24 protein-coding genes are annotated in these 26,349 nt (G+C 66.1%); 15 read left to right on the forward strand and 9 right to left on the reverse strand.

Features of this window, described 5'->3' with window-relative positions; genetic code table 11:
- Positions 1–181 precede the first annotated feature (181 nt).
- The 3 genes from SRAH_RS08500 to gshB are packed head-to-tail and all read left to right on the forward strand — an operon-like array spanning position 182 to position 4,363.
- Complete coding sequence (locus tag SRAH_RS08500; protein WP_045476862.1) at positions 182–2,086, forward strand: methyl-accepting chemotaxis protein; 1,905 nt, start codon at positions 182–184, stop codon at positions 2,084–2,086.
- A 25-nt stretch (positions 2,087–2,111) separates the two neighbouring features.
- Positions 2,112–3,407: a glutamate--cysteine ligase gene (gshA, locus tag SRAH_RS08505; RefSeq protein ID WP_029462922.1), complete on the forward strand. Its 1,296-nt coding sequence runs from the start codon at positions 2,112–2,114 to the stop codon at positions 3,405–3,407.
- Positions 3,404–4,363 carry a glutathione synthase gene (gene gshB, locus SRAH_RS08510; protein ID WP_029462923.1) on the forward strand — a complete coding sequence of 320 codons (960 nt, stop codon included), beginning with the start codon at positions 3,404–3,406 and terminating at the stop codon, positions 4,361–4,363. Before gshA ends, gshB begins: the two co-directional genes overlap by 4 nt.
- Positions 4,364–4,366: 3 nt before the next feature.
- Here gshB and SRAH_RS08515 read toward each other — a convergent pair whose 3' ends face one another.
- The 3 genes from SRAH_RS08515 to SRAH_RS08525 are packed head-to-tail and all read right to left on the reverse strand — an operon-like array spanning position 4,367 to position 5,768.
- Positions 4,367–4,741 carry a type II toxin-antitoxin system VapC family toxin gene (locus tag SRAH_RS08515; RefSeq protein WP_029462924.1) on the reverse strand — a complete coding sequence of 125 codons (375 nt, stop codon included), beginning with the start codon at positions 4,739–4,741 and terminating at the stop codon, positions 4,367–4,369.
- Entirely contained in the window at positions 4,738–4,944 is a 207-nt protein-coding gene (locus tag SRAH_RS08520; protein WP_029462925.1) for a DUF2191 domain-containing protein, read from the reverse strand. The genes SRAH_RS08515 and SRAH_RS08520 overlap by 4 nt, the downstream gene beginning before the upstream one ends.
- 59 nt (positions 4,945–5,003) lie before the next feature.
- Positions 5,004–5,768, reverse strand: a complete 765-nt coding sequence (locus SRAH_RS08525; RefSeq protein ID WP_029462926.1) for a class II glutamine amidotransferase — start codon at positions 5,766–5,768, stop codon at positions 5,004–5,006.
- A 40-nt stretch (positions 5,769–5,808) separates the two neighbouring features.
- Here SRAH_RS08525 and pyrF point away from each other — a divergent pair, with 40 nt between their 5' ends.
- Positions 5,809–6,663, forward strand: coding sequence for an orotidine-5'-phosphate decarboxylase (pyrF, locus tag SRAH_RS08530; protein ID WP_029462927.1), 855 nt, complete (start codon positions 5,809–5,811; stop codon positions 6,661–6,663).
- A 36-nt stretch (positions 6,664–6,699) separates the two neighbouring features.
- Here the strand turns inward: pyrF and SRAH_RS08535 are convergent, their stop codons facing one another.
- From SRAH_RS08535 to sucC, 3 genes are read right to left on the reverse strand one after another with little or no spacing between them, the layout of a single operon-like run.
- Positions 6,700–7,347, reverse strand: coding sequence for an FHA domain-containing protein (locus SRAH_RS08535; protein ID WP_029462928.1), 648 nt, complete (start codon positions 7,345–7,347; stop codon positions 6,700–6,702).
- A gap of 51 nt (positions 7,348–7,398) precedes the next feature.
- Positions 7,399–8,292, reverse strand: coding sequence for a succinate--CoA ligase subunit alpha (gene sucD, locus SRAH_RS08540; RefSeq protein ID WP_029462929.1), 894 nt, complete (start codon positions 8,290–8,292; stop codon positions 7,399–7,401).
- 18 nt (positions 8,293–8,310) lie between these two features.
- A complete protein-coding gene (sucC, locus tag SRAH_RS08545) occupies positions 8,311–9,486 on the reverse strand; it encodes an ADP-forming succinate--CoA ligase subunit beta (protein ID WP_029462930.1) in 1,176 nt (391 codons plus the stop codon).
- Between the two features lie 188 nt (positions 9,487–9,674).
- Between sucC and argC the strand changes: the two genes are divergently transcribed.
- Together argC and SRAH_RS08555 are read left to right on the forward strand one after the other, a co-directional pair.
- Positions 9,675–10,595 (forward strand): N-acetyl-gamma-glutamyl-phosphate reductase, encoded by a 921-nt coding sequence (gene argC, locus SRAH_RS08550; protein ID WP_029462931.1) that lies wholly within the window; start codon positions 9,675–9,677, stop codon positions 10,593–10,595.
- Between the two features lie 12 nt (positions 10,596–10,607).
- On the forward strand, positions 10,608–11,525 hold the full coding sequence (locus SRAH_RS08555; RefSeq protein ID WP_149028959.1) for a diguanylate cyclase: 918 nt from the start codon (positions 10,608–10,610) through the stop codon (positions 11,523–11,525).
- Between the two features lie 17 nt (positions 11,526–11,542).
- Here SRAH_RS08555 and SRAH_RS08560 read toward each other — a convergent pair whose 3' ends face one another.
- Positions 11,543–12,499 (reverse strand): MBL fold metallo-hydrolase, encoded by a 957-nt coding sequence (locus SRAH_RS08560; protein ID WP_029462933.1) that lies wholly within the window; start codon positions 12,497–12,499, stop codon positions 11,543–11,545.
- Positions 12,496–14,175: an AMP-binding protein gene (locus SRAH_RS08565; protein WP_029462934.1), complete on the reverse strand. Its 1,680-nt coding sequence runs from the start codon at positions 14,173–14,175 to the stop codon at positions 12,496–12,498. The genes SRAH_RS08560 and SRAH_RS08565 overlap by 4 nt, the downstream gene beginning before the upstream one ends.
- 198 nt (positions 14,176–14,373) lie before the next feature.
- On the opposite strand from SRAH_RS08565, the gene SRAH_RS08570 reads away from it, so the two are divergent.
- The 8 genes from SRAH_RS08570 (at position 14,374) to SRAH_RS08605 (ending at position 23,126) form a co-directional block, all read left to right on the forward strand.
- Positions 14,374–15,030: a GNAT family N-acetyltransferase gene (locus SRAH_RS08570; RefSeq protein WP_232841024.1), complete on the forward strand. Its 657-nt coding sequence runs from the start codon at positions 14,374–14,376 to the stop codon at positions 15,028–15,030.
- A gap of 26 nt (positions 15,031–15,056) precedes the next feature.
- Positions 15,057–15,923 carry a CorC family transporter gene (locus tag SRAH_RS08575; RefSeq protein ID WP_029462936.1) on the forward strand — a complete coding sequence of 289 codons (867 nt, stop codon included), beginning with the start codon at positions 15,057–15,059 and terminating at the stop codon, positions 15,921–15,923.
- Positions 15,920–17,599 carry an apolipoprotein N-acyltransferase gene (gene lnt / locus SRAH_RS08580; RefSeq protein WP_082210142.1) on the forward strand — a complete coding sequence of 560 codons (1,680 nt, stop codon included), beginning with the start codon at positions 15,920–15,922 and terminating at the stop codon, positions 17,597–17,599. The genes SRAH_RS08575 and lnt overlap by 4 nt, the downstream gene beginning before the upstream one ends.
- 71 nt (positions 17,600–17,670) lie before the next feature.
- Positions 17,671–18,663, forward strand: coding sequence for a glycine--tRNA ligase subunit alpha (locus SRAH_RS08585; RefSeq protein WP_029462938.1), 993 nt, complete (start codon positions 17,671–17,673; stop codon positions 18,661–18,663).
- A gap of 44 nt (positions 18,664–18,707) precedes the next feature.
- Complete coding sequence (glyS, locus tag SRAH_RS08590; protein ID WP_029462939.1) at positions 18,708–20,954, forward strand: glycine--tRNA ligase subunit beta; 2,247 nt, start codon at positions 18,708–18,710, stop codon at positions 20,952–20,954.
- 14 nt (positions 20,955–20,968) lie between these two features.
- Positions 20,969–21,568 (forward strand): D-glycero-beta-D-manno-heptose 1,7-bisphosphate 7-phosphatase, encoded by a 600-nt coding sequence (gmhB, locus tag SRAH_RS08595; protein WP_045476917.1) that lies wholly within the window; start codon positions 20,969–20,971, stop codon positions 21,566–21,568.
- Positions 21,565–22,356: a lysophospholipid acyltransferase family protein gene (locus tag SRAH_RS08600; protein ID WP_045476872.1), complete on the forward strand. Its 792-nt coding sequence runs from the start codon at positions 21,565–21,567 to the stop codon at positions 22,354–22,356. Before gmhB ends, SRAH_RS08600 begins: the two co-directional genes overlap by 4 nt.
- The gene (locus tag SRAH_RS08605; protein ID WP_045476875.1) at positions 22,353–23,126 is read left to right on the forward strand and encodes a M48 family metallopeptidase; all 774 of its coding nucleotides are present in this window, start codon (positions 22,353–22,355) and stop codon (positions 23,124–23,126) included. Before SRAH_RS08600 ends, SRAH_RS08605 begins: the two co-directional genes overlap by 4 nt.
- On the opposite strand, the gene SRAH_RS08610 is transcribed toward SRAH_RS08605, so the two are convergent.
- Positions 23,123–25,729 (reverse strand): putative bifunctional diguanylate cyclase/phosphodiesterase, encoded by a 2,607-nt coding sequence (locus tag SRAH_RS08610; RefSeq protein ID WP_052369148.1) that lies wholly within the window; start codon positions 25,727–25,729, stop codon positions 23,123–23,125. The genes SRAH_RS08605 and SRAH_RS08610 overlap by 4 nt on opposite strands.
- Positions 25,730–25,807: 78 nt before the next feature.
- Between SRAH_RS08610 and SRAH_RS08615 the strand changes: the two genes are divergently transcribed.
- Positions 25,808–26,212: a MerR family transcriptional regulator gene (locus SRAH_RS08615; protein ID WP_029462943.1), complete on the forward strand. Its 405-nt coding sequence runs from the start codon at positions 25,808–25,810 to the stop codon at positions 26,210–26,212.
- Positions 26,213–26,349 lie beyond the last annotated feature (137 nt).

Raw genomic sequence — 26,349 nt, forward strand, 5'->3', positions numbered from 1 at the left:
GCCCCCGCCGCTGCAGCCGACGGCCACCCGAGGGCATGGCAGGGCCGCGTCCTATCAAGGGGCGGAGCGGCGTTTGACGGCCCGAACGCGCTGAATTTGCTCGACCTTGAATTGAAATATTTAATGGATTTTTATGATGAACAGCGATAAATTCGATTCACAACCTTCAAGCCGGGGCCTGATGGGAACTGTCCGCAGGCGCCTGAATGGCGCCTTTGCCGGTATTTTGCTGATTTTCGCGGTGGTGTTGGCGGCCACGGTCTGGAAGGCAGAGCTGGTGCGTGACTTGAGCCAGCAAATGCGGGTCAAAGCCAGCAAGCTGGAGCTGGCCAGTGAATGGCTGGCCCACATACGCCAAAATTCAGCACGCTCGCTGGCGGTGGCGGTGTCGCCGGGCACCGAGGTGCTCGAGTTTTTTCGCGCTGCCATGGCCCAAACCTCGCGCGACACCACCGCCACCCAAACGGAATTCTTGGCACTGGCTGAGGGAGACGCCGACTCGCTGCAGCGCGCCGGCGTGGTGGGCGAAGTGCGCACGCAGTGGCTGGCTGCCCGCGATGCCGTCAACCAGCTCAAGGCCGCCGGCGACGATGCCGCCGCACGGGCGCTGATCGAGAGCCAGTTTTTGCCCGTCACCAACCGCTACGTGGAGGTCACGCAGGCGCTGGTCGATGGTGAGTTGGCGTCGATGGCGGCGTTGCAGGCGCAGATTCAGGCCGAATTCCGAGCCCTGTACCTGTTGGTTGGGGTGCTTTTTGTGGCGGCTCTGCTCATTTCTGTGCTGTTGGCGTGGCGCATCGGGCGCTCGATCGGCGCCCCGATTCAACAAGCGGTGGAGTTGGCGCAAGCGGTGGCCCAAGGGGATTTGACGCGCAGCGTAACCAGCAACCGCACCGATGAGCTGGGCGATTTGTTGCGGGCATTGGCAGCCATGAAGGTGTCTTTGCTCGACATCGTTGGCAAAGTGCGCCAGGCCAACGACAGCATTGGAACCGCATCCGAAGAAATCGCCAACGGCAACCAAGACTTGAGCCGGCGCACCGAGCAAGCCGCCAGCAACCTCGAAGAAACCGCCTCCAGCATGGAGCAGCTCACGGCCACGGTCAAGCAGACAGCGGATTCGGCGCGCCAAGCCAACCAGTTGGCCGCCAGCGCGGCGCAAGTGGCACAAAAAGGCGGCGCCGTGGTGGGGCAGGTGGTGCACACCATGAACGACATCAGCAGCAGCAGCCAGCGCATCAGCGACATCATCAGCGTGATCGACGGCATTGCCTTTCAGACCAATATCTTGGCGCTCAATGCGGCGGTGGAAGCGGCGCGCGCCGGTGAGCAAGGGCGCGGCTTTGCGGTGGTGGCCACCGAAGTGCGCAGCCTGGCCGGGCGCAGCGCGCAAGCGGCCAAAGAGATCAAAGACCTGATCGGGGCCAGCGTAGAAAAGGTGCAAAACGGCAGCCGCTTGGTGCAAGAGGCCGGCGCCACCATGGACGAGATCGTGGGCAGCGTGCAGCGCGTGAGCGACATCATCGGCGAAATCACGGCCGCCGCCGCCGAGCAAAGCGATGGCATTGGGCAGGTCAACGTGGCGGTGAACCAGCTTGACCAAATGACGCAGCAAAACGCGGCGCTGGTCGAGCAAAGCGCAGCAGCCTCCGAGAGCCTGCGCGAGCAGGCGGCGCGGCTGGCCGAGGCCATCGGCACCTTCCGCACCGGTGCGCAAAGCAATCCAGCGGTGCCGGCAGGCGCCCTTGCGCCACGCACACGTCCACCCGCTGCGGCTGCAGTGGCCAAAGGTGCGACCCCAGCCCGTTCCAGCCCCTATGCCCCTGCCGCCGCACGCCGCTCAGACGGTTTCAGGCCCGCCGCAAGCGCTCCGCTGCCCAAGCCACAGGCACACCCGAGCGCTTCAGCCAAGGCCCTGCCCGCTGCAGCGTCGGCGGCCGCCAAGGCCCAACCAGCACCCCGCACCGCACCGCCATCCCAAGCGGCCCCGATGGCATCGGCAACCAAGGCCCTGCCCAACCGCAGCAGCGCCAAAGCCAGCGCCAAGCCAGCCGACAACGCCGAGGGCGAGTGGGAGAGTTTTTGAAACCCGGTTCGGTTAAAGTCGGGCCATGGTTCCACATCTCGTCACGGCCCTGACTGGCCCCATCAATGAACTCGAGCAGCGCGTGCTCGAATCCACCCCCGTCATCGAGCGCTGGTTTCGGCTCGAATGGATGGAGCACACGCCGCCGTTTTACAGCTCGGTCGATATTCGCAACGCGGGCTTTAAGCTGGCCCCGGTGGACACCAACCTGTTCCCCGGCGGCTGGAACAACCTCACGCCCGAAATGCTGCCGCTGGCGGTGCAGGCGGCCATGGCGGCGATCGAAAAAATCTGCCCCGAAGCCAAAAACCTGCTGCTGGTGCCCGAGAACCACACGCGCAACATGTTCTACCTGATGAACGTGGCGCAGCTGCAGAAAATCTTTTACCAAGCCGGCCTGAATGTGCGGCTGGGTTCGCTAAACCCCGAGCTCAAGTCGCCGGTAACCATCGACTTGCCCAACGGCGAGCAGGTGCGCATCGAGCCGCTGCTGCGGCAGGGGCGGCGCGTCGGGCTCAAGCACTTCGACCCCTGCACGGTGCTGCTCAACAACGACCTAAGCGCCGGCGTCCCCGGCATTTTGGAAGATTTGCACGAGCAGTACCTGCTGCCGCCGCTGCACGCGGGCTGGCACGTGCGCAAGAAAAGCCAGCACTTTGCCGCCTACGAAGGGGTGGCCAAGCGCTTTGGCAAGCTGCTGGGCATGGACCCGTGGCTCATCAACCCGCTCTTCAACCACTGCGGTCAGGTCAACTTCGCCGAAGGCACCGGGATGGAGTGCTTGCAGACCAATGTGGATGCGCTGCTGGGAAAGATCAAAAAGAAGTTCAAAGAGTACGGCATCCGCGAAAAGCCCTTCGTGATCGTCAAGGCCGACAACGGCACCTACGGCATGGGCGTGATGACGGTGCGCGACGCCTCCGACCTCAACGAGCTCAACCGCAAGACCAAGAACAAGATGGCCGTCATCAAAGACGGGCAGCCGGTCTCGGACGTGATCATCCAGGAAGGGGTGCTGACGCACGAGCGCATCAACGATGCCGTGGCCGAGCCGGTGGTCTATATGATGGATCGCTACGTGGTGGGCGGTTTTTACCGCGTGCACGCCGATCGCGGCGTGGATGAAAACCTCAACGCCCCCGGCTCCAGCTTTGCCCCGCTGGCCTTCGAGAAAGGGGCGCAGCAGCCACAACCGGGCCACAAGCCGGGGGCCAGCGTGCCCAATCGCTTCTACCTCTACGGCGTGATCGCCCGGCTGGCAATGCTGGCGGCCAGCTACGAGCTCGAAGCCACCGACCCGCTGGCCGAGGAGTTTGTGTGAGCGCCCCAGCGCAGCGGCTGCTGTTCGTGGCCGATCCGCTGCCGGGCTTCAAAATCCACAAAGACAGCACCTTTGCCATGCTGCGCGAATGCCAGCGCCGTGGCCATGCGCTGGCGGTGTGCACCGCGGCCGACCTGCACTGGCGCAGCGGCGCCCCTGTCACGGCGCGGGTGCAGTTTATCGAGCTCACCGGCCACCCCAGCGACTGGTACCGCGTGTGCGCCAGCGCCGACACGGCGCTGCGCGACTTCGACGCCGTGCTGATGCGCACCGACCCGCCCTTTGATGCCGAATACTTCTACGCCACGCACCTGCTGCAGCAGGCCGAGCGCGAGGGCGCGCGGGTCTTCAACCGGCCACAGGCGCTGCGCGAGCACCCGGAAAAGCTGGCGCTGCTGGAGTTTGCCGAGTTCGCCCCGCCCACCTTGGTCACGCGCTCTGCCGCCGCCATCCGCGCCTTTCACGCCGAGCAGCAAGACATCATCCTCAAACCGCTCGACGGCATGGGCGGGATGGGGATTTTTCGCGTCGGCCCCGATGGCCTGAACCTGGGCTCAATCATCGAGACGCTGAACCGCCACGGCCAGAGCAGCGTGATGGTGCAGCGCTTTCTACCCGAAATCGCGCAGGGCGACAAGCGCGTGCTGCTGATCGGCGGCGCGGCGGTGCCCTTTTGCTTGGCGCGCATCCCGCAGGGCGGCGAGGTGCGTGGCAACCTGGCCGCCGGCGGCAAAGGGGTGGCGCAGCCCTTGAGTGAGCGCGATTGGGCCATCGCCCGCGCCATCGGCCCCAAGCTGGCTGCGCGCGGCTTGTTGCTGGTGGGCTTAGACGTGATCGGCGACTGCGTGACCGAAATCAACGTCACCAGCCCGACCTGCTTTCAGGAAATCACCGACCAAACCGGCTGCAACGTGGCGGCGCTGTTTGTGGATGCGCTGGAGCGTGTGCTGGGCTGAGGTTCAAGCGGGCTGGTGAGCTACACCAAAGCGCTGCGCCAATTGCTGCAGGCGTCTGTCCAATGTCCACAACTCGGTGCCTGGCCGCAGCAAAGTAGCGGCCAGCAGGGACATGTCAACCAGCCCGCATCCCTGCCCGTGCAAGCGTTCGCGCTCGATGAGCTCCAACAGGTCGCTCCAGCTTGCGTCTGGACACGACTGCAGCAGGGCCAGGTTGCGCAGGGTGTGCTGGCGTGGCGTTGGCGGAGTGCCGCAAGCGATTTCGAGTATGACCATCGGGTGGGTGAGCACGCGGTCTTGGTGCAGCAGATTCACCAGTGCCGCGTTGTGGTTGCGGAAATGATCGACCCACACCGAGGTGTCGATGAGCACGCTCATTGCGCGAGGGGTTCATCGCGGCGGCGCGGTGTCTCCACAGCCTGCGGCATGGTCGCGCCCAAAGCGGCCAAGCGCTTGGCCGCTTGCACACGCACAAAGGTTTTGATGGCTTCGCGGAAAAGCTCGGATTGGTCCATGTCGGAGTCGGCTGCTTCCATGGCCTGCTCGTACAAGGCATCATCTATGGTCACGGTGGCGCGCATGTGGAATTCTCCTAAAACCTCGAAATTGTGCCTCAAGCCGCTTATAAACCAAACCCAGATCAATCCAGCGGCAAGCCGCCGACAAACACCTTGAGCTCGCCCGCAGCAAAGGGGGTCCAGCGCTCGTCGCGCGTCAGCGGTGTGGTGACGACGACGGCGGCGCGGTCACCGGGCTGGTTGACTTCGGCGAAATTCACGGTCCAGTCCTCGTCCATCAGGGTGGCGTGCGAAAAGGGGTGCTGGCGCACCAGGTAGTGCAACTGGGTGCTGCAGTGCGCCCACAGCGCCTCGCCGTTGGAGAGCAAAAAGTTGAAGCTGCCGTGGGCGCGCACCTGGGGCAGCAGCTCGCGCAGCGTGAGCGTGAGCTCGGCCACGCTGGGCAGGCTGGCGTGCGATTTGGCCAGCTCTTGCAGCAGCCAGCAAAAGGCGCGCTCGCTGTCGGTGTCGCCCACCGGATGAAAGTGGCTGTGCAGGTGTGGGTGGTAATTTTTAAGGTCGCCGTTGTGCGCAAAAACCCAGTGCCGGCCCCACAGCACACGGCAAAAGGGGTGCGTGTTTTCCAGCCGCACCGCGCCCTCGGTGGCTTTGCGCACGTGGGCGATGATGTGGGTGCTCTTGAGCGGGTAGTGGCGCAAAAAATTGGCCATGGGCGATTGCGCCGCGCTTTCGCAATCGACAAACAGGCGCAGCCCCTTGCCCTCGAAAAAGGCAATGCCCCAGCCGTCGCCGTGGTGGTCGGTGGCGCCGCCACGGCGCTGCAAGCCGCTGAAGCTGAATTGGGCGTCGGTCGGGGTGGCGCAGTTGAGTCCGAGCAGTTGACACATGGGCGATAGCGTAGCAGATGCCCGGCCTACAATCGGGGCCATGAACTTCGTCGAGATGCTGCATGCGGCCGAGCGCCGCCACCAGTCGCTGCTGTGCGTGGGCCTGGACCCAGACCCGGCGCGCTTCCCGCACCCTTGGCGCAACGACCCGGCGCGCATTTACGAATTTTGCGCCGCCATCGTCGATGCCACGGCCGATTTGGCGCTCGCCTTCAAGCCGCAGATCGCCTACTTTGCCGCGCACCGCGCCGAAGACCAGCTCGAACGCCTGCTGGCGCACATCCGCGTGGCGGCCCCGCACGTGCCCATCATTCTGGATGCCAAGCGCGGCGACATCGGCAGCACCGCCGAGCAGTACGCGCGCGAAGCCTTCGAGCGCTACGGCGCCGATGCGGTCACGCTCTCGCCCTTTATGGGTTTCGACTCCATCCAGCCCTATTTGCAATACCCCGGCAAGGGCGTCTTTTTGCTCTGCCGCACCAGCAACCCCGGCGGCGACGAGCTGCAAAACCAGCGCCTGGCCAGCGTGCCGGGGCAGCCGCTGCTGTACGAGCACATCGCCCGGCTGGCGCAGGGGCCGTGGAATGTCAGCGGCCAGCTCGGGCTGGTGGTGGGCGCCACCTACCCGGAGGAAATCGAGCGCGTGCGCGCCCTGGCCCCCACCCTGCCGCTGCTCATACCCGGTGTGGGCGCGCAGGGTGGCGACGCAAACGCGACCGTGTACGCGGGCTGGCGCGGCAGCGCGGAGCGTACCGAGGCGCTGATTGCGGTCAATTCCTCGCGCGCCATTTTGTACGCCAGCGCCGGCCCAGACTTTGCCCAAGCGGCGCGGCGCGAAGCCGAACGCACGCGCGCGCTGTTGCAGGCGGCGCGGCCGCTGGGCGCGCTTGCTTGAGGCCGGAGCTGGCCCAAACCGCCCGGGCTGGGTTTTTTAGTCCAGCAAAAACTGCAGTTCGATGCCCGCAACCACGATCTGGTCCAAGTGTGCCAGCGCCACCGGGGCTTCGGTCACAGGCGCACCATTGAGCAGCACCGCCGACCCTTCCACCCAAGCCAAGGTGTGGCCGCTGCTGCTGCGCGCGATGGCCGCCACGGCCACCCCCGGTTTGCCCACGGTGGTGTGGGGTTTTAGCAGGGTCATTTCTTTGCCGGCGGCGGCGGTGCCCAGCAGCCGCAGCCGTGCCGGGGGGCTGGGCGGAGAGGCCGTGGGCACCTCATCGGAGGCGCGAGCGGCGCTCGGCGGTGAAGGGTGGAACGCGGCAGCAGCCGACTGGACGGGCTGCACCACCAGCTCGCCTTCGACTAGGCGGATTTGGCAGCGCCCGATTTCGATCAGGTCGGCGGGCCCGATGCGCAGCGCGTCGACGGAGCGACCATTGACGTAGGTGCCGTTGGTGCTGTGCAGGTCGATCAGCTCCACGCCATCGGGGTGCAGCACAAACAGCGCATGCTCACCGCTGACGGCCAAATGGTCGACCACGATGTCGTTGTAGGGCCGCCGTCCCAAGGTGGTGCGCGGGCGCACCAGTCCGATCACCTGCGCAGCCGCACCATCCAAGGTGATCGACAAGGAGGGCATGGCTGCAAGCAAGTGTCTGGATGACGTTGAGGCTGCGCGGGCCCCTCAGGCTTAGAGCAGGCGCTTGAGCAGGCGCGCCATTTCGGAGGGGTTGCGTGTGATGGTGAAGCCGCATTCTTCCATGATGGCCAGCTTGGCGTCGGCCGTATCGGCGCCACCGGCGATCAGCGCACCGGCGTGGCCCATGCGCTTGCCCGCCGGGGCGGTCACGCCCGCGATGAAGCCAACCACCGGTTTTTTCATGTTCGCCTTGCACCACAGCGCCGCCTCGGCCTCGTCGGGGCCGCCGATCTCGCCGATCATGATCACGGCATCGGTGTCGGGGTCGTCGTTGAACAGGCGCATCACGTCGATGTGCTTGAGGCCGTTGATCGGGTCGCCGCCGATGCCCACCGCCGACGATTGGCCCAGGCCGATCTCGGTCAGTTGCGCCACCGCTTCGTAGGTGAGGGTGCCGGAGCGGCTCACCACACCGATGCGGCCCTTGCGGTGGATGTGGCCGGGCATGATGCCGATCTTGATTTCTTCGGGCGTGATCAGGCCCGGGCAGTTGGGGCCCAGCAGCAGGGTTTCCTTGCCACCGGCGGCCACTTTGGCCTTCATTTTGTTGCGCACCATCAGCATGTCGCGCACCGGAATGCCTTCGGTGATGCAGATGGCCAGATCGAGATCGGCCTCCACGGCCTCCCAGATCGCCTCGGCGGCGCCGGCTGGCGGCACGTAGATGACCGACACGGTGGCACCGGTCTGGGCTGCGGCTTCTTTGACGCTGGCGTAGATCGGGATGTTGAAAATGCGCTCACCGGCCTTCTTGGGGTTGACGCCGGCGACGAAGCAGTTTTTGCCGTTGGCGTATTCTTGGCACTTTTCGGTGTGGAACTGGCCGGTTTTGCCCGTGATGCCCTGGGTGATGACCTTGGTGTCTTGGTTGATCAGAATGCTCATGGTGGTGTCCTGGTCTTCTTAGGCGGTGGCGGCGGGCTGCACGGCGGCAACGACTTTTTGTGCCGCATCGGCCATGGTGTCGGCGCTGATGATGGGCAGGCCCGATTCGGCCAGCATTTTCTTGCCCAACTCTTCGTTGGTGCCCTTCATGCGCACCACCAGCGGCACGCTGAGGTTGACGGCGCGGCAGGCGGTGATCACGCCGGTGGCGATGGTGTCGCACTTCATGATGCCGCCAAAGATGTTGACCAAAATCGCCTTCACGCGGTCGTTCTTGAGCATGATCTTGAAGGCTTCGGTGACCTTCTCGGGGGTGGCGCCGCCGCCCACGTCGAGAAAGTTGGCCGGCTCGGCGCCAAAGAGCTTGATCGTGTCCATGGTGGACATGGCCAGCCCGGCGCCGTTGACCAAGCAGCCGATGTTGCCGTCGAGGCTGATGTAGGCCAGATCGAACTTGGAGGCTTCGATTTCGGCTGGGTCTTCTTCGTCGAGGTCGCGCAGGGCGACGATTTCGGGGTGGCGAAACAGCGCGTTGGCGTCGAAGTTGAACTTGGCGTCGAGGCAGATGAGTTGGCCTTTGGCGTCGCGGTTGAGCGGGTTGATTTCGACCAGCGAGGCGTCGGTCTCCATGTAGCAGCGGTACAGGCGCTGGCAGATGTCGATGAACTGCGCCACAGAGCCAGCCGGCATGCCCACGCCCTGGGCCAGTTGCGCGCCTTGCTCGGGCGTGAGGCCCGTGAGCGGATCGACGAACACCTTGACGATTTTCTCGGGTGTCGCGTGCGCGACTTCTTCGATGTCCATGCCGCCTTCGCTGGAGGCGATGAAGGCAACCTTTTGGCTGCCGCGGTCGGTCACGAGCGAGAGGTAGTATTCTTTTTGGATGTCGGCGCCGTCTTCGATGTAGAGGCGGCGCACTTTTTGGCCAGCAGCGCCGGTTTGGTGCGTAATGAGCTGCATGCCCAGAATCTGCTCGGCCAGATCGCGCACCTGCTGCACACTCTTGGCAACCTTGACGCCGCCGCCCTTACCGCGCCCGCCAGCGTGGATCTGGGCCTTGACGACCCACACCGGGCCGCCGAGTTTTTGCGCCGCTTCCACCGCTTCCTGCACCGTGAAGGCAGGGATGCCACGCGGCACCGGCAGGCCGAACTGACGCAAGATATCCTTGCCTTGATACTCGTGAATTTTCATAAAAATCGCTCTCTAGAAGGGGTGCGACGCGCACACGGGCACACGAAACCTGCACTTTATCATGCTGGCCCCCACCTTAGCTGATGCGAAACTGACGGCGCACCCGCAAGCGGTCGGTGGCGTGCGGTTGGCGCGCTCTGCTTTGGCGCACAATCGGGGCTATCGATCAGGTTGGAAATTCAACGCCCATGCCCAAGCTTTTTATCGACGGCGAGGCCGGTACCACCGGCTTACAAATCCGCCAGCGCCTGGCGCACTGGCCGGCCATTGAGCTGTTGGCCATTGCGCCCGAGCAGCGCAAAGACGCGCAGGCCAAGCGCGCCCTGATGGCGCAGGCCGACTTGGTGATTTTGTGCCTGCACGACGAGGCCGCGCGCGAGTCGGTGGCGCTGCTCGATGCGCTCAAGGCCGAGGGCCGAGTCGCCCCGCGGGTGATCGACGCCTCTACGGCGCACCGGGTGGCTCCGGGCTGGGTTTATGGCTTTGCCGAGCTCTGCCTAGGGCAGGCCGAAGCGATTCGGCGCGCCGAGCGCGTGAGCAACCCCGGCTGCTACGCCACCGGGGCCATTGCACTCATCCGGCCCTTGATCGATGCCGGGCTGATCCCGCCCGACTTCCCGCTCTGCCTGCCCAGCGTGAGCGGCTACAGCGGCGGCGGGCGCACCATGATCGAAGCCTACGAGGCCGGCCAGGCGCCCGCCTTTGAGCTGTACGCGCTCGGGCTGGAGCACAAGCACCTGCCCGAAATCATGGCCTGCACCGGCCTGCAGCGGCGGCCGCTGTTTGTGCCCTCGGTGGGCAACTTTGCCCAAGGCATGCTGGTGCAACTGCCGCTGCACCTCGACGCGCTGCCGGGCCAGGTGCGCGCCGCCGACTTGGAGCAAGCGCTGCGCGCGCACTATGCCGGCAGCGCGGTGGTGACGGTGCAGGGCCCGAGCCCCGAGGGCAAGCTCGACGCCGTGGGGCTGGCCGGGCACGATGGCATGGAACTGCGCGTGTTTGGCAATGAAGCACGGCGCCAGGCGCTGCTGGTGGCGCGGCTGGACAACCTGGGCAAAGGGGCCAGCGGTGCGGCGGTGCAGAATGTGCGATTGATGCTGGGCATTTAAGGAGGCGTGGCCGTGCAGGCCCATAAACCAAACAACCATTCCGATACCGCGCCCGAAGAGCTGCTGGCTGGAATCGATCAGGGCATCGAGGCGCACCTAAGCTGGACCCACCGGCTCATGCGCACCGCCTTGCTGCGCGAGTCGCCCGGCGACGACATGCTGCGCCCCAACGCCCACCACCTGTGCCAGCTCGGGCGCTGGCTCGATGTGGCGCACCCGGCGCTGGCGCGCTTCGATTCCGCCACCACCCAAGCCATGCTGGCCACGCACCAAAAAATACACGACGCGGTGCGCGCCATGTGCCTGGCCCTGCTGCAGCACAAGGCGGCCACGGCGCAGTTGCTGGCCGATTACGAATCCAGCCAGCAGCAGATGGTGGCGCACCTGCACACCCTGCGCATGCAGGTGTCGCAGGCGGCGCACCGCATCGATGTGCTCACCGGCTTGCCGCTGCGCCACGGCCTGCAGCACAGCTTCGAGGCGCTGGCGCTGCAAGCGGCCCAGAGCGGCACCGAGCTGTGGCTGACGATCATCGACATCGACCGCTTCAAGAGCGTCAACGATGTGTATGGGCACCCAGTGGGCGATCTGGCGCTCAAGCACGTGGCGCAATTGCTCTCGGCCGGTCTGCGCGACCAAGATGTGCTGTTGCGCTTTGGTGGCGAGGAGTTTCTGGGCCTGTTTCTGCTGCCCAACGCCGAGGCCGCCACGCTGCTGGCGCAGCGCATGGTCGAGACCTTGCGCGACCAGCCCTTGCGCACGCGCCAGGGCCTGGTGCTGGGCCTGACCGCCACCCTGGGCTGGACGGCGGTGCGCCCCGGCGAGGGGCTGGAGCAGGCGATCGAGCGCGCCGACCGGCTGATGCTGCACGGCAAGCAGCTGGGGCGCGACCGCTACGTGATCACCAGCGACTCGCTGGCGCTGATTTAAGGCGCCGCACTAGCCCCTCAGGCGTCGAGCAGCCAGGGGCCGTCGGGGCCGGGTTCCAGCCGCGCCGCCTGGCTTTGCACCAAGGCCTCGATGCGCTGCTGCACCCAGGCGCGCAGGGGTTGCCCTGCGCCATGCCGCCGGTGCAACTGCTGCAAATAGGGCGTGCCCTCGGCCCAAGCCAAAAAGTCGGCCAGCCCAATGCGCTGCCATTCGAGCAGCCGGAACTTGAGCAGCACCTTGATCGCGTACTCGCGGTGCCGCTCGGGGCTGTTGGCAAACTGCGCCAGCCGGCTGCGCGCGCGCGCCAGCGCCTGCGCCACGTCCGCTGCCCCGGCGATCACGGCCCCGTGGCCGGGGATCACCCACTGCGGGGCCAGGGCTTCGATGCAGTCGAGCGTGGCGGCCACTTCGGCAAAGCCGGGCTCGCCGTCGAGCTCGGGGAACACCACGCCAAAGCCGTTCGGCCACAGCGCGTCGCCGCTGATCAAGATCTGATGCTGCGGCTCGAACAGCAGCAGCGCGTGCGGGTCGTGCCCGGGGGCGGCGTGCAGTTGCCACGCGCGCCCGCCCAGCGCCACGGTGTGGCCGGGTTGCAGCAGCGCATCGAAAACAAAGCGCGGGCAGCGCTGGCCGGTGGCGCGAAAGCTTAAAGCGGCTTCGTCCCAGACCCGGGCGGCCTCGGCCTGCCCCGGCGGAATCCAGGTTTGCACGCCGGGAAAGCGCGCCTGCAGGGCGGCGTTGCCACCACAGTGGTCGCTGTGCAAATGGGTGTTGAGCAAATGCCGCAGGGGGCGGCCTTGCAGCGCCTGCTCCAGCAAGGCCACGGTCTGGTCGGCGTGGCTGGCGTAGCCGCTGTCGATCAGGGCCGCGCCGCCGTTGGGGCCGTCGAGGCCGTCGAGCAGCACGCAGTTGGATGAGAGCCAGCCGCGCTCGAACACGCGCACGCCCGGCGGCAGGGCAGGGGGCGGGCTCATTTTTGGCGCAGTTCGCGCCGCAAAATCTTGCCCACATTGCTTTTGGGCAGTTCGTCGCGGAATTCGACGTATTTGGGGCGCTTGTAGCCGGTGAGTTGGTCGTGGCAGAAGCGCAGCAGCGCCTCTTCGCTCAGGGTCGGGTCGCTGCGCACCACATAGACCTTGATCGCCTCGCCGGTGCGCTCGTCGGGCACGCCCACGCTGGCGCATTCGAGCACGCCCGGGCACAGGCCGATCACCTGGTCGAGCTCGGCCGGGTAGACGTTGAAGCCCGAGACGATCACCATGTCTTTCTTGCGATCGACGATGCGGGTGTAGCCGCGCGCATCCATGATGCCCACGTCGCCAGTGCGCATAAAGCCGTCGGCGGTGAAAACCTTGGCGTTTTCTTCTGGTTTTTGGTAGTAGCCGGGCGTCACGTTGGGGCCACGGATGCAGATCTCGCCCGGGCTGCCCAAATCCAGGTCGCGGCCGGCGTCGTCTTTGATGGCGATGTCGATGCTGGGCAGCGGCAGCCCGATGCTGCCCGTGAATTCGGTGCTGGTGACCGGGTTGTTGGTGCCGATGGCGCAGGTCTCGCTCATGCCCCAGCCCTCGATCATGGGGCTTTTGGTGACCGCCTTCCATTGACGCGCCGTGGCTTCCGAGGCCGCCATGCCGCCCGCTTGCGAGAGCACCAGGTTGGAGCAATCGACCTGCTTGAAGCGCGGGTGGTTGAGCAGGCCGTTGAACAGCGTGTTGACGGCGGGCAGGAAGTGAAACGGCCGGCTCTTGAGCACCTCGATGAACTTGGGGATGTCGCGCGGGTTGGGGATCAGGGTGGCGTGCGAGCCGTGGCGCAGCACCAGCAGCATCAGGGTCAGGGCAAAGATGTGGTACAGCGGCAAGGCCATGATGTGGTTGGCGCGGCTCACGTCGCCGAGCTTGTCCAGCGCCGGGGTGAACCAGGCCTCGGCCTGCAAGGTGGCGGCGATCACGTTGCCGTGGGTGAGGATGGCCCCTTTGGAGAGCCCGGTTGTGCCGCCGGTGTATTGCAAAAAGGCGATGGAATCGTGCGTGAGCGTGGGCGGTTTCAAGCTCAGGCTGTGGCCGCTTTGCAGCGCCTGCTTGAACGGCACGATGGTGCGCCCGTGCAGCGGCAGGCGGTAGCGCGGCACCATCTTGGCCAGGTGGCGCACCGCAAACGTAATCCAGCGCCCATACCACCAGCCCAGCAGTTCGCCCATGCTGGCCACCACCACGTGTTTGACCTGCGTGCGCTCGATCACTTCTTCGAGCACGTGGGCGAAGTTTTCTAGGATAACGATGGCTTCGGCGCCGGAGTCGTTGAGCTGGTGTTCGAGCTCGCGCGCGGTGTAGAGCGGGTTGACGTTGACGCAGGTGTAGCCCGCGCGCAACACCCCGGTCATGGTGATGGGAAACTGGGGCAGGTTGGGCAGCATGATCGCCACCCGGGCGTTTTCTGACAAGCCCAGCGACTGCAAATAAGCCCCCAGCGCCTGGCTCTTGCGGTCGAGCTGGGCGTAGCTCATCCAGCGTTCCATGCAGACCGTGACCGGACGCTGGGCGTGCTCGCGAAACGAGGCGTCGAACAGTTCGTTGAGGCAGCGATACTGAGACGTATCGATCTCATGCGGCACACCGGGCGGGTAACTCTGAAGCCAGATTTTTTCCATGAGGGGACGCAGCAAGGTTGAAACGGGGGGAAGGGGCGCAAACCGGCTTTGATTGTGGCCGTTTGTGGCCGCATCCGACTCAGGGCAAGCCCTTGGGTGGTGTCGCGCCCGCAACAGGTGCGGCAAAACCCGGCCCGTTTTGGAGGGTTGGTCTGCATGCTTGCTGCAAAAACCAGGGAAAACCCTTATCATCAGGCCATGAACCCCCTTGACCCATCCCGCAACCCGATCCATGCAGCCTTGCGCGGGCGCATCGGTGTGCCCATTGCGGTGCTGCGGGCGGTGCATCGGCCGGCCATTTTGCGGCATCTGCTGGCTTTGGGCGAGCACGACCGTTACCTGCGTTTCGGCTATGCCGCCAGCGATGCGCACATTCGGCGCTACGTCGAGGGCTTGCGCTTTGAGCGCGACGAGGTGTTTGGGATTTTCAATTGGCGCATGCGCCTGATCGCGGTGGCGCACTTGGCCTATATGGTGCGCAGCCGCCAAGAGCAGGCCGCCGAATTTGGGGTCAGCGTGGCCGCCACGGCGCGCGGGCGCGGCTACGGGGCGCGCTTGTTCGCCCACGCCATGCGCCACGCCCGCAACGAAGGCGTGTCGCAACTCGTCATCCACACCCTGAGCGAAAACGCGCCCATGCTGGCCATCGCCCGCAAGGCCGGGGCCAGCGTGCAGCGCGAGGGCGGCGAGAGCGAGGCGCACCTGGTGCTGCCACCGGCAGACTTCCAATCCAGCCTGAGCGAATGGTGGCAAGATGGCGTGGCGCGTGGGCACTACGCATTTAAGCACGCCCACTACCGCTTGCGCCGATGGGTGGGGCGTGCGCTTGCGCGTCAGCGCGCTGTTGTATCCTAGAGGTTGCTCAACTACCGTGCACCTTCGTGGCCGAACCCTCCCCCAGTAGATCGCCGCAGCGCCGGCTGCGGCATGTGGACCAGCGCGGTTTTTTTAAGCGGCTGGTGGAATTTCTCAACCCCGGTCCTGACTCCAAGGATGAACTGATCAAGTCCTTGTCCGAGGCCGAGGACAACGCCATCATCAACGCCGAGTCGCGCGCCATGCTCGAAGGCGTGATCCGCATCGCCGACATGACGGCCGGCGAGGTGATGGTGGCGGCCCCGCGCATGGATGCGCTCGACATCAACGCCCCCTTTAACGAGTTGCTCAACACCGTGATCTCGACCGCCCACTCGCGCTTTCCGGTCTTTGAGGGCGAGCGCGACCAGATCATCGGCATCCTGATGGCCAAGGATTTGCTCAAATTGCAGCGCGCGCCGGAGCTGAATCTGCGCGCCTTGCTGCGCCCGGCCACGTTCGTGCCCGAAAGCAAGGGGCTCAACGACTTGCTGCGCGAGTTTCGTGGCAACCGCAACCATCTGGCGATCGTGATCGACGAGTTTGGCCGCGTCGCCGGGCTGATTACGATCGAAGACGTGCTGGAAGAAATCGTGGGCGAGATCGAAGACGAGTTCGACGTGGAAGAAGACGAGGGCGACATCTTCACCTTGGCCGATGGCTCTTGGCGCATCAATGGAGACACCTCGATCGAGCGCCTCAACGAGCGCTTTGCGGTCGAGCTGCCACTGAATGGCTTCGAGACCATCGGCGGCTTGGTCGCGCACGAGCTGGGCCACGTGCCCAAGCGCGGCGAAAGCCACGCCTTGGGGGGCTTGCTGTTTCGCGCCCAGCACACCCGCGGCGGGGCGGTGATCTGGTTCAAGGTCACGCGCCTAGAGGGGGCGCCGTGAGGCGCGGCGTCTGGTCGCTGGCCCTGCTGCTGGCGGGCTTTGTGCAAGCGCTGGCCTTGGCGTGGCCGTTCCAGACGCTGGCGCTGGCCGGTTTGGGTTTGCACGCTGGCGCGCCGCTGCCGCTGCTGCAATGGCTGGCCTTGGGCGTGCTGGTGTTGGCCATTGTCCGCGCACCCAGTTGGCGCCGGGCCGCTTGGCGCACGTGGGTGTTTGCGCTGGCGTGGTTGTGCGGCAGCTTTTGGTGGCTGTTTGTTTCGATGAACACCTACGGCGGCATGGCGGTGCCGCTGGCGGCAACGGCGGTCGGGCTGCTGGCGGCCTTTCTGGCCTTGTACTACGCCGCCGCGGGCGCCCTGTTTTGGCGCTGGCGCGATGCCACGCCGCTGGTGCAGGCGCTCAGTTTTGCGTCCTTGTGGACGCTGGCCGAAGTGGCGCGCGGTACCTTGCTGACCGGGTTTCCGTGGGGGGCGATCGGTTACGCCCACGTCGATTCGATGGCCGCCTTGGCGCCTTGGGTGGGGGTCTACGGCATGGGGGCGCTGGCGGCGGCGTTGGCGGCGCTGGCAGCGGGCGTGGTGGCGGCCAGGTTGCAGCGCGGCACGGTGCCCCAGCATGGGCCCCAAACCGGGTGGCTGATGTCGGCGCGCAGCCTGAGCAGCGGCCGCTTGGCGTGGCCCTTGTTGCTGCTGCTGGCGGTTTGGTTGCCACTGCTGGCGTGGCCCCAGATGGGCAACTGGCTGGCGCAGCGCGCGCCCCTGTGGACCAGCAGCACCGGCAGCTTGCCCGTGGTGTTGCTGCAAGGCAATGTGGCGCAGGATAAAAAGTTCGAGCCCCATGTGGGCATTCCGTTCGCGCTGCAGTGGTACAAGGAGCAGACCGCGCGGGCCCTCGATCGGCTCGAGGCGGCGGGTCAGCCCGGCCTGGTGGTGCTGCCCGAAACCGCCATCCCGCTGCTGCCGCAAGAGATCGATCCGCTCTGGTGGGATACCTTCTTGGGCCGCATCGAGCGCAGCCAGTCGGCGGTGATGATCGGCATCCCGGTGGGCGATTGGCGCGAGGGTTATACCAATTCGGTGCTGGGCTGGACGCCCACGCTACAGCCGCAATACCGCTACGACAAATACCATCTGGTGCCGTTTGGCGAGTTCGTGCCGCCGTTTTTTCAGTGGTTCATCGACATGATGCAGATACCGCTGGGGGCGTACCGGCCCGGCCCGCTCGGGCAAGCGCCGATGGAATGGGCCAACCAGCGCATTGGCCCCAACATCTGCTACGAAGACCTGTTTGGCGAAGAACTGGCGGCAGCCTTTGGCTTGGCCAATCAGGCCCCGACGGTGCTGGTCAACGTGAGCAACATTGGCTGGTTTGGCGATACGGTGGCCATCGACCAGCACCGCCACATCGCACGCCTGCGCGCGCTCGAGCTGCAGCGCCCGATGGTGCGCGCCACCAACACCGGCTCCACCGTGGGCATCGACCACATGGGGCGGGTGCTGGCCGAGTTGCCGCGCCTGACGCGTGGGGCACTCGACCTCAGGGTCGAAGGGCGCAGCGGGCTGACGCCGTTTGCGCGCTGGGCCGCCCACTGGGATTTGTGGCCGCTGGTGGGGCTGGCCGTGTTGGTGCTGGCGCTGTGCTGGCGGCGCACGCCGGGCGCTTCGTCAGGCGCCGCGTAGCCCGCTAGAATGAACGGCTGCGCTTGCTGCGCGGTGGCTGCCGCCCCGCCGGCCCAGCCCATTGGCCTGTCATGCTCACATTTCAACAAATCATCCTCAAACTGCAAGCCTACTGGGACGCCCAAGGCTGCGCGCTGCTGCAACCCTACGACATGGAAGTGGGGGCCGGCACCAGCCACACCGCCACCTTTTTGCGCGCCCTCGGCCCCGAGCCCTGGAAGGCGGCCTATGTGCAGCCGAGCCGGCGCCCCAAGGACGGGCGCTACGGCCAGAACCCCAACCGCCTGCAGCACTACTACCAGTACCAGGTGGTGCTCAAGCCGGCCCCGGCCAACATTCTGGACCTGTACTTGGGCTCCTTGCAGGCGCTGGGTTTTGACCTGAAGCAAAACGACATCCGCTTCGTCGAAGACGACTGGGAAAACCCGACCCTGGGCGCCTGGGGCTTGGGCTGGGAGGTGTGGCTCAACGGCATGGAGGTGACGCAATTCACCTACTTCCAACAAGTGGGCGGCATCGACTGCAAACCCATCACGGGCGAGATCACCTACGGGCTGGAGCGGCTGGCGATGTATTTGCAGGGCGTGGAAAGCGTGTACGACCTGGTCTGGACCGACACCGGGTCAGCGCCGGGCCGCTCCCAAGCTGACCCAGCCCCCTCGGGGGGCAGCGACGCCCGCGCAGCGGGCGAGCGTGGGGGCAAGATCCTTTATGGCGACGTCTATCTGCAAAACGAACAAGAGCAAAGCGCCTACAACTTCGAGCACGCCGACGCCGAATTTTTGTTTAGCGCCTTTGCCGCGCACGAGCGTCAGGCTCAGCACCTGATGCGCAGCCAGCTCGCCCTGCCGGCCTACGAGCAGGTGCTCAAGTGCGCGCACAGCTTCAACCTGCTGGATGCGCGCGGGGCCATCAGCGTGACTGAGCGCGCCGCCTACATCGGGCGCATCCGCAACCTGGCGCGCAGCGTGGCACAAAGCTACTACGAGAGCCGCGAACGGCTGGGCTTTCCCATGGCCCCGCGCGAGTGGGTGGCGCAGATGCCCACCAAACAGGCCGCCTGATGTGGCTGGGGCTTGCGGCCCTGATCTTGAGATGACCCCCTTTTATGCCTAACCACAACCTCCTCGTCGAACTGTTTGTCGAAGAACTGCCGCCCAAGGCGCTCAAAAAGCTGGGCGAAGCCTTCGCGGGTGTGCTGGCCGAGCAGCTCCAGGCCCAAGGCCTGGCAGATGCCGAAGCGCAGGTCACGCCCTTTGCCTCGCCACGGCGCCTGGCGGCGCACATCAGCGGCGTGGCCGCGCGCGCGCCGGATCGGGCCGTGTCGCAAAAGCTCATGCCGGTGAGCGTGGGGCTCGATGCCAGCGGCGCGCCCACGCCCGCCTTGCTCAAGCGCCTGGCCGCTTTGGGGGCCGACGCAACGGCCGTGGCCGGTTTGCGGCGTGCCACCGATGGCAAGGCCGAAGCCCTGTTTTTTGACAGCGTGCAGCCCGGTGTGAGCCTGGCGCTGGGCCTGCAAGCGGCGCTGGACGAGGCCCTTGCCAAGCTGCCCATCCCCAAGGTGATGAGCTACCAGCCCGAAACCGATGGCGGCTTGGCCAACTTTGTGCCCGGCTGGAGCAGCGTGCAGTTCGTGCGCCCGGCGCATGGCCTGGTGGCGCTGCATGGCACCGAGGTGGTGCCGGTGCAGGCACTGGGCCTGCGCGCGGGCCGCAGCACCCGTGGCCACCGCTTCGAGGCGGCGCTGGACCCGCTGCCGCTGCCAGACGCCGACACCTATGCCGCCACGCTGCGCGAGCAAGGCGCGGTGATTGCCAGCTACGCCGAGCGCAGTCTGGAGCTGGTGCGCCAGTTGCGCCAGGCCGCGTCTGGTCTGGGGGCGCGGCTGGAGGTGGAGCAGGGCTGGCAGGGCTTGAGCGAGCCGGAGCGGGTGCAGCGCCTGCTGGACGACGCCCTGGTGCAGGAAGTCACGGCCCTGGTGGAGCGGCCGCACGTGCTGGTGTGCCAGTTCGAGCCCGAATTTTTGGCCGTGCCGCAGGAGTGCCTGATCCTGACCATGAAGGCCAACCAAAAATACTTTGCCCTGCTCGACGCCCAAGGCAAGCTGATGCCGCGCTTTCTGGTGGTGAGCAACATCTGCCCCGCCGACGCCAGCGCGGTGATCGGTGGCAACGAGCGTGTGGTGCGCCCGCGCTTGGCCGATGCCCGCTTCTTTTACGACCAGGACCGCAAGCGCTCGCTCGAATCGCGCCTGCTGGGGCTGGCCAAGGTGGTGTATCACAACCGGCTCGGCAGCCAAGGCGAGCGGGTCGAGCGCGTGCGCGCCATCGCCTGCGCCCTCGCGCAGCGCTTGGCCGATCAGGGCTTGGGTGATGCGGCGCTGCTGCGCCAGGTCGAGCAAGCCGCCGTGCTGGCCAAGGCCGATTTGCTGACCGACATGGTGGGCGAATTCCCCGAGCTGCAAGGCACCATGGGGCGCTACTACGCCTTGCACGATGGCTTGGGCGAGCCGGTGGCCGAGGCCATCGAAGACCATTACAAGCCGCGCTTTGCCGGCGATGCGCTGCCGCGCAGCCTGGTCGGGGTGTGCGTGGCGCTGGCCGACAAGCTCGAAACCCTGGTGGGGCTGTTTGGCATCGGCAGCCTGCCCACGGGCGACAAAGACCCGTATGCGCTGCGCCGCCACGCCCTGGGGGTGCTGCGCATGTTGCTTGAGAAAGATTTGCCACTGGACTGGCCCGACCTGCTGGCACTGGCGCGGCTGGTGTTTGGCGACCGGATCGCCGACCCGAGCGCGGCCCTGAGCGATTTCGTCTATGAGCGCTTGGCCGGCAGCTTGCGCGAGCAGGGCTTTGGCACCCAAGAAGTGGATGCGGTGCTGGCGCTGCGCCCACCGCGGCTGGCCGAGGTGCCGCGCCGGCTCGAGGCGGTGCGCGCCTTTGCGGCCCTGCCCGAGGCAGCGGCGCTGGCGGCGGCCAACAAGCGCATAGGCAACATCCTGAAAAAATCGGCGCCGGCCGCTGGGACCGCGGGAACGGCCTTGGCGGCCGAGGCAGCCGTGCAGCCGCAACTGCTGCTGGAGGCGGCCGAAAAAGCCCTCTATGCCGCGCTGCAAGCCACCCTGCCGCAGGCGCAGGCCCAGTTTGAGGCTGGTGACTACCGCGCCCACTTGCTCGGGCTGGCGGCGCTTCGTGCCCCGGTGGATGCGTTTTTTGAGTCGGTGCTGGTCAATGCCGACGAGCCGGCGGTGCGCACCAACCGACTGCTCTTGTTGGGCACGCTGCACCAGGCCATGAACCGGGTGGCCGAGCTGGCGCGCTTGGCCCCTTCGGCCGGCACCGGGTTCGCCACTTGAACAGCCTGCGCACCATGCCCCATAGCCGCGACCCCAAGCTGATCGTGATCGACCGCGACGGCACCCTCAACCACGACCCAGAAGACTACCTGCGCAGCCCCGACGACTGGCAGCCCCTGCCCGGCGCCTTGGAAGCGGTGGCGCGGCTCAACCAATCTGGCTGGCGCGTGGTGGTGGCCACCAACCAATCGGGCCTGGGTCGCGGCTTGTTCGATATCGCCACCCTCAACGACATTCACGCCCGCATGCACAAGGCCTTGGCGCTGGCTGGGGGGCGGGTGGAGGCGGTGTTTTTCTGCCCGCACGCCCCCGAAGACGAATGCGATTGCCGCAAGCCAGCACCGGGGCTGTACTTGCAGATCAGCCAGCGCCTGGGGGTGCCACTGGCACAGATGGTGGCGGTGGGCGATTCGGTGCGCGACGCGCAGGCGGCACGGGCAGCGGGCTGCGAGGCGCATCTGGTGCTCACCGGCCAGTCGCTGGCGCACCGCGACGGCACGCCGGTGCCGGGCCTGCCCGCAGGCGTGACCGTGCACCCCGATTTGACCGCTTTTGCCGATGCCATCGTGGCGCGCACGGGTGCGGCTGTTTCAGACCAGATGGGCCATTCATGACCGCGATTTACGCCTTGCGTTCCTTGTTGCATATGCTGTTCATGGCCATCACGGTGGTGCCGTGGGCGCTGGCGGTGGTGTTGGCGGCGCCCTTGGTCGGTGGTGCCCGCGTCTACCGCATGTGCGCGGCCTGGCTGGCCACGGCGGTCTGGGCCGGTGGCTGGATACTGGGCATCCGCAACCGCGTCACGGGCTGGGAGAACCTGCCCCAGGGCCGCTTGGATGCAGCGGTGCTGCTGGTCAAGCACCAGTCGGTCTGGGAGACCTTCAGCATGCCGGCGTTGATGCCGCGCCCGCTCGCCTTTGTGTTCAAAAAAGAGCTGCTGCGCATCCCGTTTTTTGGCTGGGCAATGGGGCGCATGGACATGATCCACATCGACCGCGCGCAGCGCAACCGAGCCTTTGCCAAGGTGGTGCAGCAGGGCCGGCGCTTGTTGGGCCAAGGCACTTGGGTCATCATGTTTCCCGAGGGCACGCGCATTGCGCGCGGCCAAGTGGGGGACTACAAAAGCGGCGGCACCCGGCTGGCGATTCAAACCGGGGTGCCGGTGATCCCGGTCGCCGTCAATTCCGGCCGCTGCTGGCCGGCCAAGGCCTTTATCAAGCGCCCGGGGGTGGTGGATATTTCGATCGGGCCACCGATACCCAGCGCCGGGCGCGACGCCGAGGAGCTGCTGCGCGAGGTGCAAGACTGGATCGAGGCCGAGATGCGCCGCCTCGACCCCGAAGCCTACCCCGAAGCCACCTACCCCGGCGCAACCACCGCCATCCAGCCCAGCCAGCCGTGATCGATGCGCTCGGCGCGCCCCCTTTGCGCCACCCGCAAGCCAACCGCGAACGCCTGCTTGGCGGGCAGCGGGTAGGCTACCGCTTCGAGCGCGCCCAGCGCAAGACGCTGGGCTTGCGCGTGTGCCCCCAAGGCCTAACGGTGCGCGCCCCCGCCCGCTTGGCGCTGGCCGAGGTGGAGCGCTTTTTGGACAGCAAGGCGCGTTGGATACTCGGTAAATTGCAGCAGGTGCAGGCGCGGCCAAGCCCAGATGCGCCGCCTACGCCGGAGCAACTGGCTGCGCGCTGGCGCGCCGGGGCCAGCGTGCCCTATCTGGGCCAGCCCTTGGCTTTGCTGCTAGAACCCGCAGCCGGCCTGGCTCCCGGCAGCGCCCGCTTGAGCGAGGCCGGCTTGCACCTGGCGCTGCCCCTAGGCAGCGCGCCCGAGCGCGTGCGCAGCGCCGTCTATGGCTGGTTGCAGCGCAGCGCCTACAGCCTGTACGTGCAGCGCTTGCAGCACTTTGCGCCGCAGCTTGGGGTGCAGTGGCGCAGCCTCAAGCTCTCCAATGCCGGTACGCGCTGGGGCAGCGCCAAGGCCGACGGCAGCCTGCGCCTGCACTGGCGGCTGATCCAGCTTGAGCCGCATTTGATCGACTACGTGGTGGTGCACGAACTGGCGCACCTGCGCGAGATGAACCACAGCCCGGCCTTTTGGCAACTGGTGCAGGGCGTGTTACCAGACCAGATCGAGCGCCGCCGTGCCCTGAAACAGGTGCAGCTGCCCAGCGATTAAGCGCCAGGCGGCTGCGGTGTGCGCGCCAGCACCCAAGCTTGCAAGGCCTCGGGGGGCAGCGGGCGGCTGAAGAAATAGCCTTGGGCCTCATCGCAGCCGTGCTTGAGCAGCCAAGCCATTTGCTCGGCCGTTTCCACCCCTTCGGCCACGGTGCGCATGCCCAAGTGATCGGCCAGCCCGATCACGGCGCGCACGATGGCGCGGTCGTCCGGGTCGAGGTGCAGGTCGCGCACAAAGCTTTGGTCGATCTTGAGCCGGGCCACCTTAAAGCGCTTGAGGTAGCTGAGCGACGAGTAGCCGGTGCCGAAGTCGTCGATGGCGATGGGCAGTTGCAGCCGCCGCAAGCCCTCTAGGGTGTTGATCGAGCCTTGCGGGTTGATCATGGCGCAGCTTTCAGTCAGCTCGATTTCCAGCCGTTGCGGCGGCATTCCACTTTCGCGCAGCAGTTGCCCGATCCGTTCAGCCAGCCGCAGGTCGCGAAATTGCACCGCCGACAGGTTGACGGCGACCCTTATAGGCCCCAGCCCGGCGGCGTCCCAAAGCCGCAACTGCTGCAAGCCTTGGCGCAGCACCCAATCGCCGATGGGCAGGATGAGGCCGGTGCTTTCGGCGATGGGGATGAACTCGGCCGGTGAAATCGGGCCCAGTTCGGGGTGCTGCCAGCGCAGCAAGGCTTCCACGCCCAGCATCTGCTCGTCGTCCAGTCGCACCTGGGGCTGATAGACCAGCGTCAGTTGGCCGCGTTCGAGCGCCAGCCGCAAATCGTTTTGCAAGCGCAGCGTGCGGCTGCTGTGGGCGCCCATGGTCGGATTGAAAAAACAGTAGGTGCTGCGGCCCTCGTGCTTGGCCTGGTACATGGCCATGTCGGCGCAGCGCGCCAGTTCGTCGAGCGTACTGCCGTCGCGCGGGTACAGCGCAATCCCGATCGAGGCCGTGGCCGTGATTTCGTGCGCGCCCACAACTAGGCTGCACCGCGCATGCTCGCTCAGCTTTTCGGCCACTTGGATTGCGGCCCCTTGGTCGCATTCGGGCAACAAGAGCACGAACTCGTCGCCGCCTTGGCGCGAGAGGGTGTCGCCCGCGCGCAGCAAGGCGTTCAGCCGCTGCGCCACCCGCTGCAGCAGCTCGTCGCCAAGGTGGTGACCCAGGGTGTCGTTGATGTGCTTGAAATTGTCCAGGTCCAGGTACATCAGCGCCATCTGCTGGCCGTGGCGCTGCGCCAGGCTGGCGGCTTGATGGAAGCGGTCGTGCAGCAGTTGCCGGTTGGGCAAACCGGTGAGCTGGTCAAAATAAGCCAAGCGCTCAATCTGCTGCTCGGCCAATTTGCGCTGTGTGATGTCTTCTTTGACCGCCACGTAGTGCGTGATGCTGCCATCGGGCTGAATGATGGGGGCTAGGCGCGCCATCTCGGTGTATTCGCTGCCGTCTTTGCGCCGGTTGATGAGCTCGCCTTCCCAGCGCTGGCCGGAACTCAGCGCCGCCCACATGTCCCGATAGACCGAGGGCGGGGTTTTGCCCGACTGCAATAGGCGCGGGTTCTGGCCCAGCGCCTCCTGCGGGGTGTAGCCGGTGGCGTGGAAAAAAGCCGCGTTGGCGTATTCGATTTCGGCGTCGAGGTTGGCGATCACGATCGACGAGGGACTTTGCTCGACCGCCTGCTGCAATTTGAGCAGCGCCTCCATTGATTGGTGGCGCTCGATTGCCAGCCCTGCCAAGTAGGCGCCGCGCTCCAAGGTGGCCATCTCATCCGGCGAGGGTGCCCCGATCTGTTGGGTGTAAACGGCAAAGGTGCCCAGCACCTGCCCTTGCGGCCCCTTGATCGGCAGCGACCAGCACGCGGCCAAGCCGTGCGGCAGCGCCAGGTGTTTGTAGTCGGCCCAGAGCGGGTCGGTGGCGATATCGGACACGATCACCGCGTGGCCATGGTAGGCGGCACTGCCACAGGAGCCGGCCACGGGGCCGATGGCTAGTCCGTTTATGGCCTGCCGGAAGGCGGCGGGCAGGTCGGGGCTGGCGCAGTCGCGCACGGTGCGGGTTTTGGGGTCGAGCCGCAGCAGGCTAAAGAGGCGGCCGGGCAACAGGGTCTGGTAGCCACGCACCATGAATTCCAGCAAGGGTTGCAGTCCGGTTTGGCCGAGCAAGCGCTCCAACACCTGGCGCTCCAGTTCGGCCACCTGTTCTTGCTGTTTGCGCGCGCTGATGTCGAGCAGCACGCCATGCGCCCAGGTGATGGTGCCGGCGGCGTCGTACTCCATCCAGGTGCGGTCTTCAATCCAGGCCCAGCGCCCATCGGCGGTGCGCAAGCGATAATGCTGCACGTAATTCTCGACGCCTTGCAGGCGCTTGGCTTCGACCTCGGCATTGAGGCCGTCCAGGTCGTCTGGGTGCACCAGATCCAAGTAGAGCAGGTGCCGGCGCATCCAGTCGGTGGCGGTGTAGCCCCACTGGCTGACGTTGTCGCTCACGTACGCGACCGGGCAGCCCTCGGCCCCTACCCAGGTGATGGCCACCACCGGCGAGGCGTTGATGGCCGTAGCCAAAAAACCCGGGCCGGAGTGGCGCGGACCCGGGGCGTAGGGGGCAAGTGGGTGGGGCGCTTGCATGGCGGTGGGGCGAGGATCAGATTTTCGCTTATGGCATTATGAACCCAATCTGAAACAAGGGCATGACGCCCGGCAACCATGGCCAAAAACAGCTACACCATCGGCGACTTGGCGCGCGAGTTCGACTTGACTACGCGCGCGATTCGCTTTTACGAAGACATGGGCCTGCTGCAACCGCAGCGCACTGGCCCGGCCGGGCGCAGCCGCGCCTACAGCGCGCGCGACCGCACCCGGCTCAAGCTCACCTTGCGCGCCAAGCGCCTGGGCCTGAGCCTGTCGCAAGCCAAAGACATCATCGACATGTACGAAAGCCCGCGCGACACCGGGCCGCAGCTGCGCAAATTTCTGGCGGTGCTGGCGCTGCACCGGCGCCAGCTCGAAGAACAACTGGCCGACCTGCAAGCCAATCTGGACGAGGTGAAGGTGCACGAGAAAGAGGCGCGCGCGCTGCTGCTCAAGCTGGACAAAGAGGCGGGTGTCTGAGCCGGCCGCTGCTGCGGGTTAGGCCCGGTAGCGCCAGCGGCCGCAGCCGTGCATAATTTGCTTTATGACTTGACGTTTACGTAAACGTAAACTTGCCTGCCCCCTTTTTTAGCCACAACCCCCTTGGAGACCTGCCC

Origin of the sequence: Serpentinimonas barnesii, from assembly GCF_000696225.1 — a bacterium.
In the GTDB taxonomy this organism is placed as follows: Bacteria; Pseudomonadota; Gammaproteobacteria; order Burkholderiales; family Burkholderiaceae_C; genus Serpentinimonas; species Serpentinimonas barnesii.

Excerpts from the sequence above, each read along its gene's own strand:
- sucC (WP_029462930.1), bottom strand. The coding sequence starts at position 9,486 with ATGAAAATTCACGAGTATCAAGGCAAGGATATCTTGCGTCAGTTCGGC.
- pyrF (WP_029462927.1), top strand. The coding sequence starts at position 5,809 with ATGAACTTCGTCGAGATGCTGCATGCGGCCGAGCGCCGCCACCAGTCG.
- SRAH_RS08615 (WP_029462943.1), top strand. The coding sequence starts at position 25,808 with ATGGCCAAAAACAGCTACACCATCGGCGACTTGGCGCGCGAGTTCGAC.
- SRAH_RS08535 (WP_029462928.1), bottom strand. The coding sequence starts at position 7,347 with ATGCCCTCCTTGTCGATCACCTTGGATGGTGCGGCTGCGCAGGTGATC.
- SRAH_RS08515 (WP_029462924.1), bottom strand. The coding sequence starts at position 4,741 with ATGAGCGTGCTCATCGACACCTCGGTGTGGGTCGATCATTTCCGCAAC.
- argC (WP_029462931.1), top strand. The coding sequence starts at position 9,675 with ATGCCCAAGCTTTTTATCGACGGCGAGGCCGGTACCACCGGCTTACAA.
- SRAH_RS08565 (WP_029462934.1), bottom strand. The coding sequence starts at position 14,175 with ATGGAAAAAATCTGGCTTCAGAGTTACCCGCCCGGTGTGCCGCATGAG.
- SRAH_RS08600 (WP_045476872.1), top strand. The coding sequence starts at position 21,565 with ATGACCGCGATTTACGCCTTGCGTTCCTTGTTGCATATGCTGTTCATG.
- gshA (WP_029462922.1), top strand. The coding sequence starts at position 2,112 with ATGGTTCCACATCTCGTCACGGCCCTGACTGGCCCCATCAATGAACTC.
- SRAH_RS08560 (WP_029462933.1), bottom strand. The coding sequence starts at position 12,499 with ATGAGCCCGCCCCCTGCCCTGCCGCCGGGCGTGCGCGTGTTCGAGCGC.
- SRAH_RS08585 (WP_029462938.1), top strand. The coding sequence starts at position 17,671 with ATGCTCACATTTCAACAAATCATCCTCAAACTGCAAGCCTACTGGGAC.
- glyS (WP_029462939.1), top strand. The coding sequence starts at position 18,708 with ATGCCTAACCACAACCTCCTCGTCGAACTGTTTGTCGAAGAACTGCCG.
- sucD (WP_029462929.1), bottom strand. The coding sequence starts at position 8,292 with ATGAGCATTCTGATCAACCAAGACACCAAGGTCATCACCCAGGGCATC.
- gmhB (WP_045476917.1), top strand. The coding sequence starts at position 20,969 with ATGCCCCATAGCCGCGACCCCAAGCTGATCGTGATCGACCGCGACGGC.
- SRAH_RS08525 (WP_029462926.1), bottom strand. The coding sequence starts at position 5,768 with ATGTGTCAACTGCTCGGACTCAACTGCGCCACCCCGACCGACGCCCAA.
- SRAH_RS08570 (WP_232841024.1), top strand. The coding sequence starts at position 14,374 with ATGAACCCCCTTGACCCATCCCGCAACCCGATCCATGCAGCCTTGCGC.
- SRAH_RS08500 (WP_045476862.1), top strand. The coding sequence starts at position 182 with ATGGGAACTGTCCGCAGGCGCCTGAATGGCGCCTTTGCCGGTATTTTG.
- SRAH_RS08610 (WP_052369148.1), bottom strand. The coding sequence starts at position 25,729 with ATGCAAGCGCCCCACCCACTTGCCCCCTACGCCCCGGGTCCGCGCCAC.
- SRAH_RS08520 (WP_029462925.1), bottom strand. The coding sequence starts at position 4,944 with ATGCGCGCCACCGTGACCATAGATGATGCCTTGTACGAGCAGGCCATG.